The organism is Nocardioides pymetrozini, assembly GCF_046058985.1.
Classification (GTDB): Bacteria; Actinomycetota; Actinomycetes; order Propionibacteriales; family Nocardioidaceae; genus Nocardioides.
Genome location: NZ_CP175556.1, coordinates 3,249,159 through 3,266,802, shown reverse-complemented (window position 1 = coordinate 3,266,802; position 17,644 = coordinate 3,249,159). Strand labels below are relative to the sequence as shown.

Genomic DNA, 17,644 nt, shown 5'->3' with positions numbered 1-17,644 from the left:
CGGTGCGGTCCGCCGGCCGCGGCGGCCGCGCGCGCTCAGAGGCCGGTCGAGCGACAGGCGCGCTGACGCAGCGCGGCGACGTAGTCCGCCGGCGCGTCCGCCGCCTCCGCCGCGTCGGCGATCACGCCGAGATAGGACGCCGAGGGCAGCCCGCCCTCGTAGGCGTCGAGCACGTAGGTCCAGGCGACGACCTCCCCGACCATCGTCGCGATCCGCACCTTCGTCCGGCGGTAGAGCCCCGAGTCGGCCGCCTCCCACTCGTCCAGGCTCGGCTCGTCCAGCGGGCTGACGTCGTAGACGGCGACGAAGACGGCGCTCATCGGGTCCGGCACGATCGTGGCGAGCGAGCCGTCCCACCCGTGCTCCTCGCCGCCGAAGGTCAGCCGCCATCCGGTCAGCCAGCCGGTGGTCTGCAGCGGCGAGTGCGGGCACCGCTCGCCCATCCGCTGAGGGTCGAGGTTGGTGCCGTAGGCGGCGTACGACGTCACGGGCTCAGGCTAGTGGGTGGCGTCGCGCACGGGCCGGAGCCTGCGCTCGGACGGCGACCCGTGCCGACGTACCCGCCAGTAGGGCGACGCTGCCCTGAGCGTGATGCAGGGCACGGGATGGGGGCCTACTACGCTGGCATTCGTGACCCACTTCGATGTCCTCGTCCTCGGTGCCGGCCCCGGTGGGTACGTCGCCGCGATCCGCGCCGCCCAGCTCGGCAAGTCCGTTGCCGTGATCGAGAAGAAGTACTGGGGCGGCGTCTGTCTCAACGTCGGCTGCATCCCGTCGAAGGCGCTGCTCAAGAACGCCGAGCTGGCCCACACGCTCACCCACGAGAAGGCCAAGTTCGGCATCGAGGGCGACGCGACGATGGCCTACGGCCCGACCCACCAGCGCTCCCGCCAGGTGAGCGCCGGCATCGTCAAGGGCGTCCACTACCTGATGAAGAAGAACAAGATCACCGAGATCGACGGTTGGGGCACCCTGACCGGGCCGAAGGCGGTCTCGGTGAAGCTGAACGACGGCTCCACCGCCGAGTACACCTGCGACAACCTGATCATCGCCACCGGTGCGACGGTGCGCACCGTGCCCGGTGTCGAGGTCAACGGCAAGAACATCGTCAGCTACGAGGAGCAGATCCTCGACGAGAGCCTGCCCTCGTCCATGATCATCGGCGGCTCGGGCGCCATCGGCGTCGAGTTCGCGTATGTGATGAAGAACTTCGGCGTCGACGTCACGATCGTGGAGTTCCTGGACCGGATGGTGCCGACCGAGGACGCCGACGTGTCCAAGGAGCTCGCCAAGCACTACAAGAAGCTCGGCGTGAAGGTGCTGACCTCGACCGCCGTCAAGGGCGTCGAGGACCTCGCGGAGTCGGGCGGGTCCGGCGTGAAGGTCCGGGTCGCGCCGGCCGCGGGCGGTGACGAGCAGGTGCTCGAGGCCGACAAGTTCCTCGCGGCCTTCGGCTTCGCCCCGCGCGTCGAGGGCTACGGCCTCGAGGCCGCCGGCGTCGCCCTCACCGACCGCGGCGCGATCCAGGTCGACGAGTTCTGCCGCACGAACGTCGACGGCGTCTACGCCATCGGCGACGTCACCGGCAAGATGATGCTCGCCCACGTCGCCGAGGCGATGGGCATCGTCGCCGCCGAGCACATGTCCGGCGCCGAGACGATGCCGGTCGAGTACGACTTCATCCCGCGCGCGACGTACTGCCAGCCGCAGATCGGCTCCTTCGGCTACAGCGAGCAGCAGGCCAAGGACAAGGGCTACGACGTCAAGACGGCGTCGTTCCCCTTCTCCGCGAACGGCAAGGCCCAGGGTCTCGGCGAGGCCGTGGGCTTCGTGAAGATCGTCGCCGACGCCGAGTTCAACGAGATCCTCGGCGCCCACATGATCGGCCCCGACGTGACCGAGCTCCTCCCCGCGCTGACCCTGGCGCAGAAGTGGGACCTCACGGCGGACGAGGTCGGCCGCAACGTCTTCGCGCACCCGACCCTGTCGGAGGCGGTCAAGGAGGCGATCCACGGGATCGCCGGGCACATGATCAACCTCTGAGCGAGGTACGCCGGCCCCCTCCCGCTCCGGCGGGCGGGGGCCGGTCTGCTTCTCGGGGCCTCAGGCCGGGAGGACCCGGCGCAGGAACTCCCGGGTGCGCGCCTGCTCCGGTGCGCCGAGGACCTGCGCCGGAGCGCCCTCCTCCACGATCCGGCCGCCGTCGAGGAAGCACACGTGGGAGGCGACCTCGCGGGCGAAGCCCATCTCGTGGGTGGCCAGCACCATCGTCGTACCGGCGTCGGCGAGGCTGCGGACGATGTCGAGGACCTCGCCGACCAGCTCGGGGTCGAGGGCGGCGGTGATCTCGTCGAGCAGCAGCAGCGCCGGGTCGGTGCACAGCGCACGGACCAGGGCGACACGCTGCTGCTGCCCGCCGGAGAGGCGGTCGGGGTGCTTGTCGACGTGCTCGTCGAGGCCGAACCGCGCGAGCAGGTCGCGCGCCTTCTCCTTCGCCGCCGCCGCGCTCAGGCCGTGGACCTTGCGCGGCGCGAGGGTGCAGTTGTCGAGGACGCTGAGGTGGGGGAAGAGGTTGTAGGCCTGGAAGACCATGCCGATGTCGCGGCGCACGACGCGCGGGTCGACCGCCGGGTCGGAGATCTCGCGGCCCTGGAACTCGATCACCCCGTCGTCGATCGGCTCGAGCAGGTCGAGACAGCGCAGCAGGGTGGACTTCCCGGAGCCCGACGAGCCGATCAGGCAGACGACGTCGCCGGGGGAGACGCTCAGGGAGAGGTCGTCGAGGACCACCCGGCGGCCCGGCTCGTCGTGCCGGGCATAGGTCTTGCGGAGGTGGTGGACCTCCAGCAGCGCGGCCATCACAGTCCTCCTGCGCGTTCGCGACGGGCCAGGCGCCGGGCCAGCACGTCGCACAGCCGGGCCAGCGGCACCGTCATCGCGATGAAGAAGAGCGCCGCGACGACGTACGGGGTGAAGTTGAAGTTGAAGTTGCCGTAGTCGGCCGCGGCGAAGAGGGCGTCGAACAGCCCGACCGACGCGACGAGCGCGGTGTCCTTCTGGAGAGAGACGAAGTCGTTGAGCAGCGGGGGTACGACGCGGCGCACCGCCTGCGGGACCACCACGTGGCGCATCGTCTGGCCCCGCGACAGCGCCAGGGCCTCGGCGCTGGCGAGCTGGGAGGGGTGCACCGACTCGATGCCGGAGCGGAACACCTCCGCGACGTAGGCGGAGTAGGAGACGACGAGCGCGACCGTGGCCCAGAAGAAGATGCTCGACGGGATGCCCTGCAGGCCGAGGGCCGGCATGCCGAAGACGAACAGGAAGACCAGCAGCAGGGTCGGGATGCCGCGCACCACGTCGGTGTAGAGGACGGCGAGGCCGCGCAGCGGGACCAGCCAGGCGGACCGCGCCTGCCGCACCAGCGCCAGCGCCAGGCCGATGACGAGGATCACCGGCTCGGCGATGAGGAACATCCGGACGTTGAGCCAGAAGCCCTCGACGATGGTCGGCAGCGACTCCTTCGCGTGGTGCAGGTCGAGGAAGGTGGCGCGCACCCGCGGCCACCCCGGAGACAGCACGAGCGCCGCCCCCAGCACGGCCACCACCACGACGGTCGCGATGCTCGCGACCACCACCCGGTGCCGGTGCTGCCGCGACCGGGTGCGGCGCCGGGCGAGCTCGCGCTCGCTGGGCTGCCAGTCGGTGACGGACGAGCTCACGAGAGCTCGGGCACGCTCACGACGTCGGACAGCCACTTCTGCTCGAGCTCGGCGAGCGTGCCGTCCTCCTTCAGCGCGGCGATCGCGCCGTTGACGCAGGGGAGCAGCTCGTTGCCCTGCTCGAACAGCAGGCCGAACTCCTCGGTCTGGCCGCCGTCGTACTGGAACTGGCCGAGGAGCGTGCTGTCCTCGATCTCGGCGGCGCTGATGTAGAACGCGGTCGGCAGGTCGGCGATGATCGCGTCCACCTGGCCGTTGAGCATCGCCTGCTTGGCGTTGTTGGTGTTCTGGAACACCAGCGGCTCCTGCTCGGGCTTGATGACGTCGCGGATCGCGGTCAGCGACGTCGTGCCGGTCTGCGCGCCGATCTTGAACTTCGCGAGCTCGGCGAGCGAGGTCGCCTCGGCCGCAGGGCTGTCCTCGAGCACGATCACGGCCTGGGCGGCGGAGTAGTAGCCGTCGGAGAAGTCGACGGCCTTCTCGCGCTCCGGGTTGACCGAGATCTGGTTGATGTCGAAGTCGAAGTCCTTGGGGCCCGGCTTGTAGGAGTTGTTGAACGGGACCGTCACCCACTCCACCTGGTCCTTGGCGAAGCCCAGCTCCTCCGCGACGGCGTACGCCACCGCGGACTCGAAGCCCTGCCCGTTCGCCGGGTCGTCGTCCACGAACCACGGCTCGTAGGCGGGGGAGTCGGTGCCGACCGTCAGCACGCCCTCCTTCACCAGCGGCAGGTCGGCGGGCGCGCACTCGTCGGCGGACGCGCTCTTGCCGCTCTGCTCCGGCTCGTCCTCGGCGGGAGCGCAGGCGGCGACCGCGGCGGCGAGGAGGACGGCGGCGACGGGGGTGACGGCGCGGGACAGGCGCAGGGCAGGACGCATGGCAGGAATCGTAGGGCCGGGCCTCCGCTGCAAGAATGGCGGCCATGACGCGCGTGGTGATCGTCGGTGGCGGACCCGGTGGCTACGAGTCGGCCCTGGTGGCCGCCCAGCTCGGGGCGGAGGTCGTCGTCGTCGACTCCGACGGCGTGGGTGGATCGGCGGTCCTGACCGACTGCGTGCCCAGCAAGACCCTGATCGCCACCGCCGAGGTGATGACCGACCTCGGCGAGGCGGGCGAGCTCGGCATCGACGTCCGGGCCCCCCGCGTGGACCTGGCGCGCGTCAACGAGCGGGTCAAGGCGCTCGCGCTGGCGCAGTCCGCCGACATCGCGAGCCGCCTGGCGCGCGAGGGCGTGACCGTCGTCCACGGTCGGGGGCGCCTCGACGGCCCCGCGCGGGTGGTCGCCACGCTCGCGGACGGCACCGAGACGGCGTACGACGCCGATGCGGTGCTCGTCGCGACCGGTGCCGCACCACGCGTCCTGCCGACGGCCCGGCCCGACGGCGAGCGGGTCCTCACCTGGGAGCAGGTCTACGACCTCGCCGAGACGCCGGAGCACGTCATCGTGGTCGGGTCGGGTGTGACGGGCGCCGAGTTCGCCAGCGCCTACCAGTCGCTCGGCATCCCGGTGACCCTCGTGTCCTCGCGCGATCGGGTGCTGCCCGGCGAGGACCAGGACGCGGCGCAGGTGCTCGAGGACGTGCTGACGCGGCGGGGCATGACCGTGCTGTCCCGCTCGCGGATGGAGTCCGTCGCCCGCGACGGCGACACGGTGCGGGTCACCCTCGCCGACGGGCGCGAGGTCACCGGCTCGCACTGCATCCTCGCCCTCGGCTCGGTGCCCAACACGGCCGGCATCGGTCTCGAGTCGGCCGGAGTCGCCCTCGACGAGGGAGGCTTCGTCACCGTCGACCGGGTCTCCCGGACCTCGGCCCCCGGCGTGTACGCCGCGGGCGACTGCACCGGCGTCCTCATGCTCGCGTCGGTGGCCGCCATGCAGGGGCGCATCGCGATGGCCCACGTGCTGGGCGACGCCGTCCAGCCCCTCGACCTCGGCGTCGTCGCCTCCAACGTCTTCACCTCGCCGGAGATCGCGACCGTGGGGGTCACCCAGCGGCAGGTCGACGCCGGCGAGGTGCTGGCCGAGGTGATCGTGCAGCCGCTCGCGACGAACGCGCGGGCCAAGATGCAGGGGATCGTCGACGGCTTCGTGAAGCTCTTCGTCGCTCCCGGCTCACGCAGCCTGCTCGGTGGTGTCGTCGTCGGGCCCCGGGCCTCGGAGCTGATCCACCCGGTCGCCCTCGCCGTCACCGAGCGGATCACCGCCGACCAGCTGGCCCAGACCTTCACCGTCTACCCGTCGATCAGCGGCTCCATCGCCGAGGCCGCGCGCCGGCTGCACCGGGCGTAGGGGAGGTGAGCCCGCAGCAGCCGGCTCACCCCGCCCCCACCCCGCCTGCGAGAATGGGCCCATGCGCGTTCACCTCGGCTGCGACCACGCCGGTCTCGAGCTCAAGTCCCACCTCATCGGCTGGCTGAGCGAGCACGGCTACGAGCCGGTCGACCACGGCCCCTTCGTCTACGACGCACTCGACGACTACCCCGTCTTCTGCCTGCGCGCCGCCGAGGGCGTCGTGGCGGACCGAGACGCCGGGCTGGACAGCCTGGGCGTCGTCATCGGCGGATCCGGGAACGGCGAGCAGATCGCCGCCAACAAGGTGAAGGGCGTCCGCGCCGCGCTGGCCTGGTCGGAGGAGACCGCGACGCTGGCGCGCGAGCACAACGACGCCTGGGTGGTCGCGGTGGGCGGGCGGATGCACACCCTCGAGGAGATGACCCGCCTGGTCGAGGTCTTCCTCACCACGCCGTTCCCCGGCGACGAGCGGCACGTGCGCCGCATCGGCCAGCTGTCGTCGTACGAGACCACGGGAGAGCTGCCTCCCCTCCCGGAGTCCGCCCGCGGCACGGGGCAGCCCGAGCCCGGACGGGACTGATGCCCGAAGGGCATACCCTCCACCGCCTCGCCGGCGAGCTGACCGCGGTCTTCGGGGGGAACCGCGTCCAGGTCGGCAGCCCTCAGGGCCGCTTCGCCGAGTCCGCCGCGCGACTCGACGGCGCGCTGCTCCTCGATGCCGATGCCTGGGGCAAGCAGCTCTTCGTCCGCTTCGAGGGCGAGCGCTTCGTGCATGTCCACCTCGGCCTCTACGGCACCTTCGACGTGCGCGAGCTGGCGCCGGGCGCCGACGTCCCGCTCCCGGTCGGCCAGGTGCGCCTGCGCCTGGTCCGGCCGGCGACGGCGACCCGGCCGGCGGCGTACGGCGACCTGCGCGGGGCCACCACCTGCGCACTGGTGACCGCAGCCGAGCGCGACGCGGTCGCCGCGCGGGTCGGGCCCGACCCGCTGCGCGCGGACGCCGACCCCGACCGCTCCTGGTTTCGCATCGCACGGAGTGCGGCGCCCATCGGCACGCTGCTCATGGACCAGACGGTCCTGGCGGGCGTCGGCAACGTCTACCGTGCGGAGGTGCTGTTCCGGCACCGGATCCATCCGATGCGGCCCGGTCGGACGCTTCGTCGCACGCAATGGCGCGCGATCTGGGACGATCTGGTCGTGCTGATGGGGGAGGGAGTGCAGACCGGGCGGATCGACACCGTCCGGCCCGAGCACAGCCCGGACGCGATGGGTCGCCCGCCCCGGGTCGACGACCACGGCGGCGAGGTCTACGTCTACCGCCGGGCCGGTCAGGCCTGCCACGTCTGCGGCAGCAAGGTCCGCACCGAGGTGCTCGGGGGCCGCAACCTGTTCTGGTGCGCGCGCTGCCAGCCGGTCTTCCGCTCGCGGGCGGGCCGATGATCGCCGCCGGACGCCGGTGGATGGTGACGGATCTCGGGATCGCGATCGCCCTCGCCCTGGCGGCGGGGCTGGTGGTGGTCGGGATCTGGCTCGACCCGGTCGACGTCCCGATCAACCTGCTCTTCCTGCCCCTCGTGCTGGGCATCCTGTTCCTCAGCGGGCGGCTGCTTCCCTGGTTCGCGAGCTACATCCTGCTGGCGCTCGTCACCGCGGGCGTGCTGCAGGAGGAGTACACCCTGCGGATCGCGACGGCGCTCGGCGTCACGGCCACCATCGCCGTCCTGGTGATCGTGATGTCGCTGCGCCGCGGCCAGATCGGCGTCGGGCCGATGCGCGGCCAGTCCATGCTGGTCGACCTGCGCGACCGGATCCTCGCCCAGGGCGAGATCCCCGCACTTCCACCCGGCTGGCTGGTCGAGTCCGCGCTCTCGTCCGCGGGCGGATCGCCGTTCGCCGGGGACTTCGTCGTGGCCACCGCGGTCAACTCCGCCCACCGGATCGAGCTCGTCGTCGTCGACGTCTCGGGGAAGGGCGAGGCGGCCGGGACCCGGGCCCTCCAGCTGTCCGGGGCGATGGGCGGCCTGGTCGCCGCCCTGCCGCCGGACCGCTTCCTGCCCGCCGCCAACGACTACCTCCTCCAGCGCGCCTGGGAGGAGGGCTTCGCGACCGCCGTGCACGTCTCGGTGGACCTGCTCACCGGGGCCTTCGAGCTGCGCTCGGCCGGCCATCCGCCCGCCGTCCAGCGTGAGGCCGGCTCGGGACGCTGGCGGCCGCTGCGTCCCGAGGGCCCGGTCCTCGGCATCGTCGAGGACGCCGAGTTCGTCTGCTACCGCGGCCGCCTCGCGCCCGGCGACAGCCTGCTGCTCTACACCGACGGCATGGTCGAGGAGCCGCGCCGCGACATCGACCTCGGCATCGACCACATGATGGGCGAGGCCGAGTCGCTGCTGCGCGGCTCGTGGGACGGCCTGGCCCGCCGCCTCGTCGCCGCCGTCGGCTCGCCCGACGACGACCGGGCGCTGCTGGTGGTCCACCGGCGCCCCTGAGTTGGGGTCGGCCCCCTGGCGTGTGGCACGATTGCGCGTGGCCTTCAGCCGTGCGCGAGCGCGGCCGGAGCCGTCGGGGATGTAGCTCAATGGTAGAGCCTCAGTCTTCCAAACTGATTACGCGGGTTCGATTCCCGTCATCCCCTCGAAGTGCGGCGCGACAGCCCGATCGTCGCGCCGTCTCGCGGGGCGTAGCGTAGTGGCTAGCGCGCCTGCTTTGGGAGCAGGAGACCGCAGGTTCGAGTCCTGTCGCCCCGACAGATCGCCCCGATCACCGGCGGGCCCTCCGTGTCCGCGCACCATCCACTGACAGTAGGAGAACACCTGTGAAGAGCGCCGTCGAGACCTTGAGCCCGACCCGGGCCAAGCTGACCGTCGAGGTGCCCTTCGAGGAGCTCAAGCCGAGCCTCGACGCGGCGTACCAGAAGATCGCGAAGCAGATCAACGTCCCCGGCTTCCGTCGCGGCAAGGTCCCGCCCCAGGTCATCGACCGCCAGGTCGGTCGTGGCGTGGTCCTCGACGAGGCCGTCAACGAGGTGCTGCCGAAGGCCTATGTCGAGGCGCTCCAGGAGAACAACCTCACCCCGCTCGCGCAGCCTGAGATCGAGGTGACCAAGTTCGAGGACAACGACGGGCTCGAGTTCACCGCCGAGGTCGACGTCAAGCCCGAGATCGACCTCCCGGCGTACGACGGCCTCGAGGCCAGCGTCGACGACCTCGCGGTCACCGACGAGGACGTCGCCGAGCAGGTCGACGCGCTCCGCGAGCGGTTCGGCACCCTGATCGACGTCGAGCGGCCCGCCCAGGACGGAGACTTCGTCGTCATCGACCTGGTCGCGACCAACGACGGCGAGGTCGTCGACGGCGCCGAGATCTCCGGGTTCTCCTACAAGGTCGGCAACGGCGGCATGATCGAGGGTCTCGACGAGGCGCTCGCCGGGATGGCCGTCGGCGAGGAGAAGACCTTCACCACCCAGCTCGTCTCCGGCGACCTCGTCGGCCAGGACGTCGAGGTGGCCGTCAAGGTCACCCAGGTCCAGGAGCAGGAGCTCCCCGAGCTGGACGACGAGTTCGCCCAGGAGGCCTCGGAGTTCGACACTCTCGACGAGCTGCGCGAGGACGTGCGTGAGCGGCTCACCCGCGGCAAGCGCCTCGAGCAGGCCGCCGCGGCCCGCGACGCCGTGCTCGAGGCCCTCCTCGAGAAGACCGAGGTCCCGCTGCCCGAGACGATGGTGACCGAGGAGCTCAACGCGCGTCGGGCCAACCTCGAGCAGCAGCTCCAGCTCTCCGGCCTGACCCTGGAGAAGTACCTCGAGGACGAGAAGCAGACCCAGGAGGAGTTCGAGGCCGACCTCGAGCGCCGGGTCCGCGACGCCGTCGCCGCGCAGTTCCTCCTCGACGAGATCGCGGACAAGGAGGAGATGGGCGTCGACCAGGGCGAGCTGACGCAGCACATGATCCGCCGTGCGCAGCAGTCCGGCCAGGACCCGCAGGAGTTCGTGAACCACATGTTCGAGCACAACCACGTGCCCGAGCTGGTCCAGGAGATCCGCCGCGGCAAGGCGCTCCAGCTGCTCGTCGAGGGCGCGACCGTCACGGACGCCTCCGGCAACGTCGTCGAGCTGAAGAACCTCCAGGCCGACGGCACCATCGGCGAGCCGGCCCCCGAGGCGGAGGCCCCCGAGGCCGAGGCCGCGGACGCCGAGGAGACCGAGGCGCCCGCCGAGGCCTGAGTGCCGCTGCCCCGCACGTCACCGCGGCCCCCGACTCGACGAGTCGGGGGCCGCGGGCGTTCGGCGCCGGACACCGTCATTGAGTGCACGACCGTGCACTGAACGGGCTACGCTGTTCCCATGAGCACCGCCCCGACCATGGTCGACGCCCTGGCCCTGGCCACCGCCGTCGTCGACGACCTCCTCGTCGCGACCGCCCGCGACACCCACGAGGCGGTGGCGCGCCGCGCCCACGGCGTCGTACGCCGGGGCGTCGGGCCCACCGGTGTGCCGGCGGAGGCGCTGCACCGGGGGATCGCCACGGTCGTGTACGGCGCGGTCGGGCTCTCCTTCCGCGCCGCCAGCGCGGGGCTCTCCCGGCTCGCCGAGGCCGGGGTCGGTCCCGCTCTCGAGGAGGGTCCCCGCGGTCGCTTCGTCAACGCGGCCGTCAACGGCCTGATCGGGGAGGAGCTGCGCCGTGAGCGCCCGCGCCTGGCGATCGAGATGGGGGTGCGCCACCGCGGCCGCGACGTCGTCCTCGCCCCCGAGCCCGTGGCCGCCGCGTTCCCCGGCGCGACCGGCCGGCTCGTCGTGTTCCTGCACGGCCTGTGCGAGAACGAGGACTACTGGCGTCGCCATCGCGACCGCGTGGGCTCGACGTACGGCGAGAGCCTGGCCCGGCGCGGCTGGACGCCGGTCTACCTGCGCGCCAACACCGGCCTGCCCCTGCGCGAGAACGGCGTGGTGCTGGCATCGCTGATGCAGCGCCTCGTCGACGCATGGCCGACGGAGGTCACCCGGATCGCGCTGGTCGGTCACTCCCTGGGCGGGCTGGTCCTGCGCGCCTCGTCGGCGGTCGTCGCGGAGGGCGCCGCGCCCGCGCCGTGGACCCGGCTCGTCAGCGACGTCGTGACGCTCGGCACGCCCCATCTCGGCTCGTGGTTCGCGGTGGGGGCCGACCACGCCAGCCGCACCCTCGCCCGGGCCCCGGAGGTCGCCGCCTTCGGCCGGATCATCGACCGCCAGGCACCCGGCATCCACGACCTGATCGAGGGCCTCGCCCAGGACGTCCCGCCGCTGCCGCACGCCCGCTACCGGCTGGTCACCGCCACGCTGACCCGCTCCCCGCGCCATCCGGTCGCCCAGGCCTTCGGCGACCTCCTCGTGACCCCCCGCTCCGCCGTGGGCCGCGACCGCCGCGGCACCGAGCTGTTCCCCGGCGCCGAGGTCCTCCACCTGGGCCGCACCGACCACTTCGGGCTGCTCAACCATCCCGAGGTCCACGCTGCCCTGGCCAGGTGGCTCGCGTGAGCCCGGCTTCCTCCCGTGGGAGGTAGAGGCCGCCCGCTCGGGCGGGCCATGATGACCGCCATGACGACGAACGCCGCGCGCGAGCTGCGCGCCGAGGCCGTGATCGAGGCGCCGCGCGCCCACGTGTGGGCGCTGCTGACGGACTTCGGCCAGCTGTCCTCCTGGAGTCCCGAGACGGTCCGGATGATCCCGCTCAAGCGCGGGGGCCTGCGCGTGGGGCAGTGGTATCTCGGCATCAACCGCCGCAAGGCCGTCGTCTGGCCCACGCGGTCGGTCGTCGCGGAGGTCGAGGTCGAGCGGCGCCTGGTCTGGGACACGCCCTCGAGCGGCGCACAATGGGTGTGGGAGCTCGACGCGGACCCCGCCGATGCCGGTCGGACCCGCGTCGTCCACCGGCGGCCGGTGCCCCGCTCGCTGAGCCTCGGCAGCCGGATCGTCGCGCCGCTGCTGCTCGGCGGCAACGAGGGCCACGCCGACGAGCTCGAGGCCGGCATGGCGACCACCGTCGCCGGCCTCAAGGCGGCCGCCGAGCGCTGAGGGCCGTCGTCGCCGGTCAGTCCGGGAAGTCGGTGAAGCCCACGAGTGTCGTGGCTCCGAGCGCCCACACGGTGCCGGTCGAGACGTAGGGACCGCCGATCGCGAGCCCGTCCTCGTTGCCCGCGCGGCCGACCGGCGTGACGTCCCGGGACCAGGCCACCTCACCGGTGTCGCGGTCCAGCGCCTCCACGACCCAGGACGAGCTGTGGTCGGTGCGGACCTGGACGAAGGCGTCCGGGGTCTCCGCGGGGGCGACGTCGCTGCCCGCGCCGGTCCACTGCGTCTCGCCGGTGCGGGCGTCGAGGTACGTGGTGGTCATCTCGCCGGCCTTCGGGTCGAAGCCGGTCACCGCGACCTGCGCCCGGTCCGCCGTCCAGCGCCACCCGGAGAGCTCGTCCCCGAGGTCGGGCCGCTCCCAGACCGCCTCGCCCGTGGTCGCGTCGTACAGCGCCGGGCCGACGCCGACGAGGCCCTCGGGCGTCGTGAGCCGGCCGTCGCGGCTGTCCCACGGCTGGCCGGAGAGCTCGAGCAGGGGCTGCCCGTCGCGGGAGACCGCCAGGCGGTCGTTGCCGAAGCCGCGGCGCACCGTCCAGGGGCGCTCGAGGAAGGCGCCCTTGCCGAGGTGGGTCGTGCTCAGCACGGATCCGGTCTCCCGGTCGAGCTCGAGCTGCGAGGCGTCGGCCTGACCGAAGCGCGTCTCGCGCCACGCGGCCACCGAGACGTTCGGGCCGGTCAGGTCGAGGGCGGGGGAGCCCGCGCCGAGCCCGCGCAGCTCGGCGAGGCCGCCGGCGTCCGCGGACCACCGCCGCTCGAGGGTCTCGGCGTCGAGCGCGGCGACCGCGAACGGCGGGGGATAGGCGTCCTCGTCCGCGCCCGGCGGCGTGACGACGACGTAGAGGACGCCGTCGTCGAGGACCGGTGCGTCGCCCGGCGCGGGCGTGACGTCCGCGCGGGCCCCCGCGCCGCCCGTCTCCGGGTCCACCCGGACCAGCGCCGTCCCCCGCGTGCAGTACAGCGCGACGTCGTCCGGCGACCAGCAGGCGCCGTACCCGCGGCCTCGCCAGCGGACCTCGCCGTCCCCGGTGATGCCGACCAACAGGGGAGCGGCGTCCTCGGCGCCCTCGTCGGCGACGGCGGCCACGAGCACGTCGCCCACGACGACGCCGGCGGGGTCGCCGGCCTCGTCGTCGCCCACCGGCGCGAGGGGGACGAACCGGCCGTTCGGCACGATGTCCGCCGCCCGGACCTCCCAGTCGCGCCCCGGCTCGCCGAGCACGACGGCGGCGGCCGGTCGGTCCGGCTCACCCGGCCGCCCGGGGCGCTCGGCCCCCGCGTCGCAGGCGGCGAGGCCCAGGCCCGTCACGAGCGCGGCGGCGGCCGCGAGCCGGCGGGCGGTGGGGGCGGTGGACATCGGGGCTCCTGTGGGGTGGGCGACGGTTCCCGCAGGCTACCGGCGCGTGGAGCAGGACAAATCCGCTGTCGGCGAACAGGGGTGCCCAACGCGTGGTTCTGTCTCCCGGTCCGGCTAGTGTCACTGACGTGACTCAGAATCTTCCCGGTGGCCCCGTGCGTGGTCATGAGATGAACGGCGGAGCGGGGATCAACTTCCTCGACGACAACATCTACAGCCGGCTGCTTCGCGAGCGGATCGTGTTCCTCGGCTCCGAGGTCCGCGACCAGAACGCCAACGCGATCTGCGCCCAGCTGCTCCTGCTGTCGGCGGAGGACCCCGAGGCGGACATCTTCTTGCACATCAACAGCCCCGGCGGCTCGGTGGACGCCGGCATGGCGATCTACGACACCATGAACTACATCCCCAACGACGTGGCGACCGTCGGCATGGGCCTGGCCGCCTCGATGGGCCAGTTCCTGCTGTGCGCCGGTGCGAAGGGCAAGCGCTACGCGCTGCCGCACGCCCGGATCATGATGCACCAGCCCTCCTCGGGCATGGGCGGCTCGGCGTCGGACATCAAGATCCAGGCGCAGCAGTCGCTGCACATCAAGAAGGTGCTCCTGGAGCTCATCTCCGAGCACACCGGCCAGAGCGTCGAGCAGGTCACCGAGGACGCCGACCGCGACCGCTGGTTCACGGCCCAGGAGGCGCTGGACTACGGCCTGGTCGACCAGGTCATCAAGAGCGCCAAGGAAGCCTCCGACGAGGGCCGCCCGGCCCACAAGAAGGACTGAGTGATCAAGGCATGAACTACTACATCCCGCAGTGGGAAGAGCGCACCTCCTACGGCTTCCGCCGCATCGACCCCTACGCGAAGCTGTTCGAGGACCGCATCGTCTACCTCGGCACGCCGATCTCGGACGACGTCGCGAACGCGGTCATCGCGCAGCTGCTGTGCCTGCAGTCGATGAACCCCGACCAGGACATCAGCATCTACATCAACAGCCCCGGCGGCTCGTTCACCGCGCTCACCGCGATCTACGACACCATCCAGTTCATCAAGCCCGACGTGCAGACCGTGTGCATCGGCCAGGCGGCCTCGGCGGCGGCGATCCTGCTCGCCTCGGGCGCCAAGGGCAAGCGTCTCGCGCTGCCGAACAGCCGGATCCTCATCCACCAGCCCTACACCGAGGGCACCTTCGGCCAGACCTCCGACATCGAGATCCAGGCCAACGAGATCCTGCGCATGCGCGAGCTGCTCGAGAAGATGATCAGCGACCACTCGGGCAAGTCCATGGACGAGGTCAGCCGCGACATCGAGCGCGACAAGATCCTCACCGCCCAGGGCGCGATCGAGTACGGCCTGATCGACTCCGTGCTCGAGTCCCTCAAGACCCCCGCGCTCGTCTGAGCCATCACCACCCAGACCAGTCCGATGAGCAACCCGACGTCACCCTCGTGTCACGCTCCCGTGGGAGCGTGGCAGGGGGTACCGTCGGGGAGTTCGATTGTGAGGAGGACCCGTGGCACGCATCGGTGACGGTGGCGACCTGTTGAAGTGCTCGTTCTGCGGCAAGAGCCAGAAGCAGGTCAAGAAGCTCATCGCTGGTCCGGGTGTCTACATCTGTGACGAGTGCATCGACCTGTGCAACGAGATCATCGAGGAGGAGCTCGCCGAGGGCTCCGAGGTCGAGCTCGCGGACCTGCCGAAGCCCAAGGAGATCTTCGAGTTCCTCAACTCCTACGTGATCGGGCAGGAGCAGGCGAAGAAGGCGCTCGCGGTCGCGGTCTACAACCACTACAAGCGGGTCCAGGCCGGCGTCCAGGCCATCGGCGGGGCGTCGGGCAAGCACAGCAAGGACGAGGTCGTCGAGGTGGCCAAGTCCAACATCCTCGTCATCGGCCCGACCGGATGCGGCAAGACCTATCTGGCCCAGACCCTGGCGAGGATGCTCAACGTCCCCTTCGCGATCGCGGACGCCACCGCGCTGACCGAGGCCGGCTACGTCGGCGAGGACGTCGAGAACATCCTGCTCAAGCTGATCCAGGCCGCGGACTACGACGTGAAGAAGGCCGAGACCGGCATCATCTACATCGACGAGATCGACAAGGTGGCCCGCAAGGCCGAGAACCCGTCGATCACGCGCGACGTCTCGGGTGAGGGCGTGCAGCAGGCGCTGCTGAAGATCATCGAGGGCACCACCGCCTCGGTGCCGCCCCAGGGCGGACGCAAGCACCCCCACCAGGAGTTCATCCAGATCGACACCACGAACATCCTGTTCGTGGTCGGCGGTGCCTTCGCGGGCCTCGAGCACATCATCGAGCAGCGGGTCGGCAAGAAGTCCCTCGGCTTCACCGCCGAGCCGCGCGGCGAGGCCGAGCGTGCCGCCGACGACCTGCTCGCCCAGGTCCGCCCCGAGGACCTGACGAAGTTCGGCCTGATCCCGGAGTTCATCGGGCGCCTGCCGCTCATCGCCAGCGTCAGCCCGCTCGACCAGGATGCCCTCGTGCAGATCCTGACCGAGCCGCGCAACGCCCTGGTCAAGCAGTACCAGAAGCTCTTCGAGCTCGACGGCGTCGAGCTGGAGTTCACCGAGGACGCGGTCGCCGCGATCGCCGACAAGGCGCTCGAGCGGGGCACCGGAGCCCGCGGCCTGCGCGCCATCATCGAGGAGGTCCTCCTCCACGTGATGTACGACGTGCCCAGCCGTGGCGACGTCGAGAAGGTCGTCGTGACCCGGGAGGTCGTCGACAACGACGTCGCCCCCACGCTCGTCCTGCGCGAGTCGAAGAAGAAGAAGTCCGCCTGAGGCTGTCGGAGAGCTCGCTCACCCGCTCGACTGTCGGCGCGCTCGACCGTGGGAGGCGCCTCGGGTGGGGTGCTGCTGAGGTCGGCTGGGGGCGGATTCACCACGGGATGTAGGTGAATCCGCACTTCCCTCGTGGAACTCCGCTACAGATGCTCGGCTTCCGCTACATCCCGTGGTGAATCCGCCTCGGGGACGTCGGCTCTCCACAGGCCCGCTCGGCGGCCCTGCTCTCCACAGGCGCGGTCGTCCGGCAGCACGGGCCGTCCGGGTTCCGGTGACGATCCGACCATGGATCCCCTCCGCATCCTCACCGCTCAGTACGGATTCTTCACACGCACCGAGGCGGTCGGCGCCGGGTACGCCGACAAGGACATCACCCGCATGGTCCGGGCCGGGTACTGGGTGAGGTTCCGACGCGGCTACTACGCGTTCGCCGACGAGTGGACGGCGTGGGACGACGTACGACGCCACCTGGTGCGGTCGCGGGCAGTCCTCCGCTCCCTCGGTGACTCGGTGGCCTTGAGCCATGCCTCGGGCGTGGTGGCGCACGGGATCGACGCCTGGCAGCTCGATCTGCGGCGCGTGCATGTCACCAGACTCGACGGCGCCCAGGGGCGCATCGAGGGGGACGTGGTCCACCATGAAGGACTTGCCGTCGCCGAGGACGTGATCGAGACCGAGTTCGGGCTGGTGCTCCGGCCCGAGCGGTGCGTCGTCGAGGCGGCGTCGCGTCACCCGAACGAGGTGGCGCTGTGCGTGCTCGACGCCGGGCTTCGGTCCTTGCTGTTCGACGAGGCAACGCTGCGCGCACGGCACGCGCAGATGCAGAGCTGGCCCTTCATGCAGCACCTCCAGGTCCCGATCCGGATGGCGGACGGGCGGTCCGGATCGGTGGGGGAGAGCCGTGGCCGGTGGTGGTTCCGCACGCTCGGCTTTCCGGCGCCCGAGCTGCAGTGGGAAGTCCTGGGTCCCGATCAGCAGCTGTTGGGCGTCTGCGACTGGGCCTGGCCTGAGCACCGCACCATCGGGGAGTTCGACGGCAAGGTGAAGTACGGACGGCTGCTGAAGAACGGTCAGGACCCGGGCGATGCGGTCTTCGAGGAGAAGAGGCGCGAGGACGCCATCCGCGAGGCCACCGAGTTCGTGGTGGTGCGCGTCACCTGGACCGACTACGACCGCCCCGCGGTCCTGGCTCGACGTCTCGAGCGCTGGGTGCCCCGGTTCCGCGACTGGGCGTCGTGAGAGCGAAAGCCGGCGTCGCGGCTGCGCCGGCACGGCGGGGTGGGCCGCAGGCCTGAGCTGCGGGCGGATTCACCACGGGATGTAGCCGAATCCGAGCTTCCCGGGTGGAATTCCGCAGGGGAAGTGCGGACTCGCCTACAT

The 17,644-nt window shown here is 71.6% G+C and carries 17 protein-coding genes and 2 tRNA genes; 14 read left to right on the top strand and 5 right to left on the bottom strand.

Going from position 1 to position 17,644, the window contains the following annotated elements; genetic code table 11:
* Positions 1-35: 35 nt before the first annotated feature.
* Positions 36-488, bottom strand: coding sequence for a gamma-glutamylcyclotransferase family protein (locus ACJ5H2_RS16005; protein ID WP_408896413.1), 453 nt, complete (start codon positions 486-488; stop codon positions 36-38).
* A 142-nt stretch (positions 489-630) separates the two neighbouring features.
* Here ACJ5H2_RS16005 and lpdA point away from each other — a divergent pair, with 142 nt between their 5' ends.
* On the top strand, positions 631-2,043 hold the full coding sequence (gene lpdA / locus ACJ5H2_RS16000; protein ID WP_408896412.1) for a dihydrolipoyl dehydrogenase: 1,413 nt from the start codon (positions 631-633) through the stop codon (positions 2,041-2,043).
* A gap of 60 nt (positions 2,044-2,103) precedes the next feature.
* Here lpdA and ACJ5H2_RS15995 read toward each other — a convergent pair whose 3' ends face one another.
* The 3 genes from ACJ5H2_RS15995 to ACJ5H2_RS15985 are packed head-to-tail and all read right to left on the bottom strand — an operon-like array spanning position 2,104 to position 4,597.
* Entirely contained in the window at positions 2,104-2,859 is a 756-nt protein-coding gene (locus tag ACJ5H2_RS15995) for an amino acid ABC transporter ATP-binding protein (RefSeq protein WP_408896411.1), read from the bottom strand.
* Entirely contained in the window at positions 2,859-3,719 is an 861-nt protein-coding gene (locus tag ACJ5H2_RS15990) for an amino acid ABC transporter permease (RefSeq protein WP_408896410.1), read from the bottom strand. The genes ACJ5H2_RS15995 and ACJ5H2_RS15990 overlap by 1 nt, the downstream gene beginning before the upstream one ends.
* The gene (locus tag ACJ5H2_RS15985) at positions 3,716-4,597 is read right to left on the bottom strand and encodes an ABC transporter substrate-binding protein (protein ID WP_408896409.1); all 882 of its coding nucleotides are present in this window, start codon (positions 4,595-4,597) and stop codon (positions 3,716-3,718) included. The genes ACJ5H2_RS15990 and ACJ5H2_RS15985 overlap by 4 nt, the downstream gene beginning before the upstream one ends.
* A gap of 44 nt (positions 4,598-4,641) precedes the next feature.
* Here ACJ5H2_RS15985 and ACJ5H2_RS15980 point away from each other — a divergent pair, with 44 nt between their 5' ends.
* The 9 genes from ACJ5H2_RS15980 to ACJ5H2_RS15940 all read left to right on the top strand — a co-directional run bounded on the left by ACJ5H2_RS15980 (position 4,642) and on the right by ACJ5H2_RS15940 (position 12,058).
* Positions 4,642-6,009, top strand: coding sequence for an NAD(P)H-quinone dehydrogenase (locus ACJ5H2_RS15980; RefSeq protein ID WP_408896408.1), 1,368 nt, complete (start codon positions 4,642-4,644; stop codon positions 6,007-6,009).
* Between the two features lie 61 nt (positions 6,010-6,070).
* Entirely contained in the window at positions 6,071-6,592 is a 522-nt protein-coding gene (locus ACJ5H2_RS15975) for a ribose-5-phosphate isomerase (protein WP_408896407.1), read from the top strand.
* Entirely contained in the window at positions 6,592-7,452 is an 861-nt protein-coding gene (locus ACJ5H2_RS15970; RefSeq protein WP_408896406.1) for an Fpg/Nei family DNA glycosylase, read from the top strand. Before ACJ5H2_RS15975 ends, ACJ5H2_RS15970 begins: the two co-directional genes overlap by 1 nt.
* Positions 7,407-8,498: a PP2C family protein-serine/threonine phosphatase gene (locus ACJ5H2_RS15965; protein WP_408896405.1), complete on the top strand. Its 1,092-nt coding sequence runs from the start codon at positions 7,407-7,409 to the stop codon at positions 8,496-8,498. Before ACJ5H2_RS15970 ends, ACJ5H2_RS15965 begins: the two co-directional genes overlap by 46 nt.
* A gap of 75 nt (positions 8,499-8,573) precedes the next feature.
* Positions 8,574-8,644 (top strand) — tRNA-Gly (locus ACJ5H2_RS15960).
* Positions 8,645-8,683: 39 nt separating this feature from the next.
* Positions 8,684-8,756, top strand: a tRNA-Pro gene (locus tag ACJ5H2_RS15955).
* Between the two features lie 68 nt (positions 8,757-8,824).
* Positions 8,825-10,231 (top strand): trigger factor, encoded by a 1,407-nt coding sequence (tig, locus tag ACJ5H2_RS15950; RefSeq protein WP_408896403.1) that lies wholly within the window; start codon positions 8,825-8,827, stop codon positions 10,229-10,231.
* 120 nt (positions 10,232-10,351) lie between these two features.
* Complete coding sequence (locus tag ACJ5H2_RS15945) at positions 10,352-11,521, top strand: esterase/lipase family protein (protein ID WP_408896402.1); 1,170 nt, start codon at positions 10,352-10,354, stop codon at positions 11,519-11,521.
* A gap of 60 nt (positions 11,522-11,581) precedes the next feature.
* Complete coding sequence (locus ACJ5H2_RS15940; protein ID WP_408896401.1) at positions 11,582-12,058, top strand: SRPBCC family protein; 477 nt, start codon at positions 11,582-11,584, stop codon at positions 12,056-12,058.
* 16 nt (positions 12,059-12,074) lie between these two features.
* Here ACJ5H2_RS15940 and ACJ5H2_RS15935 read toward each other — a convergent pair whose 3' ends face one another.
* Positions 12,075-13,469, bottom strand: coding sequence for a PQQ-binding-like beta-propeller repeat protein (locus tag ACJ5H2_RS15935; protein ID WP_408896400.1), 1,395 nt, complete (start codon positions 13,467-13,469; stop codon positions 12,075-12,077).
* Positions 13,470-13,639: 170 nt separating this feature from the next.
* On the opposite strand from ACJ5H2_RS15935, the gene ACJ5H2_RS15930 reads away from it, so the two are divergent.
* The 4 genes from ACJ5H2_RS15930 (at position 13,640) to ACJ5H2_RS15915 (ending at position 17,503) form a co-directional block, all read left to right on the top strand.
* Positions 13,640-14,245: an ATP-dependent Clp protease proteolytic subunit gene (locus ACJ5H2_RS15930; RefSeq protein WP_408899644.1), complete on the top strand. Its 606-nt coding sequence runs from the start codon at positions 13,640-13,642 to the stop codon at positions 14,243-14,245.
* Between the two features lie 11 nt (positions 14,246-14,256).
* Positions 14,257-14,862, top strand: coding sequence for an ATP-dependent Clp protease proteolytic subunit (locus tag ACJ5H2_RS15925; RefSeq protein ID WP_408896399.1), 606 nt, complete (start codon positions 14,257-14,259; stop codon positions 14,860-14,862).
* A 112-nt stretch (positions 14,863-14,974) separates the two neighbouring features.
* Entirely contained in the window at positions 14,975-16,261 is a 1,287-nt protein-coding gene (clpX, locus tag ACJ5H2_RS15920) for an ATP-dependent Clp protease ATP-binding subunit ClpX (protein ID WP_408896398.1), read from the top strand.
* A 288-nt stretch (positions 16,262-16,549) separates the two neighbouring features.
* Entirely contained in the window at positions 16,550-17,503 is a 954-nt protein-coding gene (locus ACJ5H2_RS15915; RefSeq protein ID WP_408896397.1) for a type IV toxin-antitoxin system AbiEi family antitoxin domain-containing protein, read from the top strand.
* Positions 17,504-17,644: the final 141 nt, after the last annotated feature.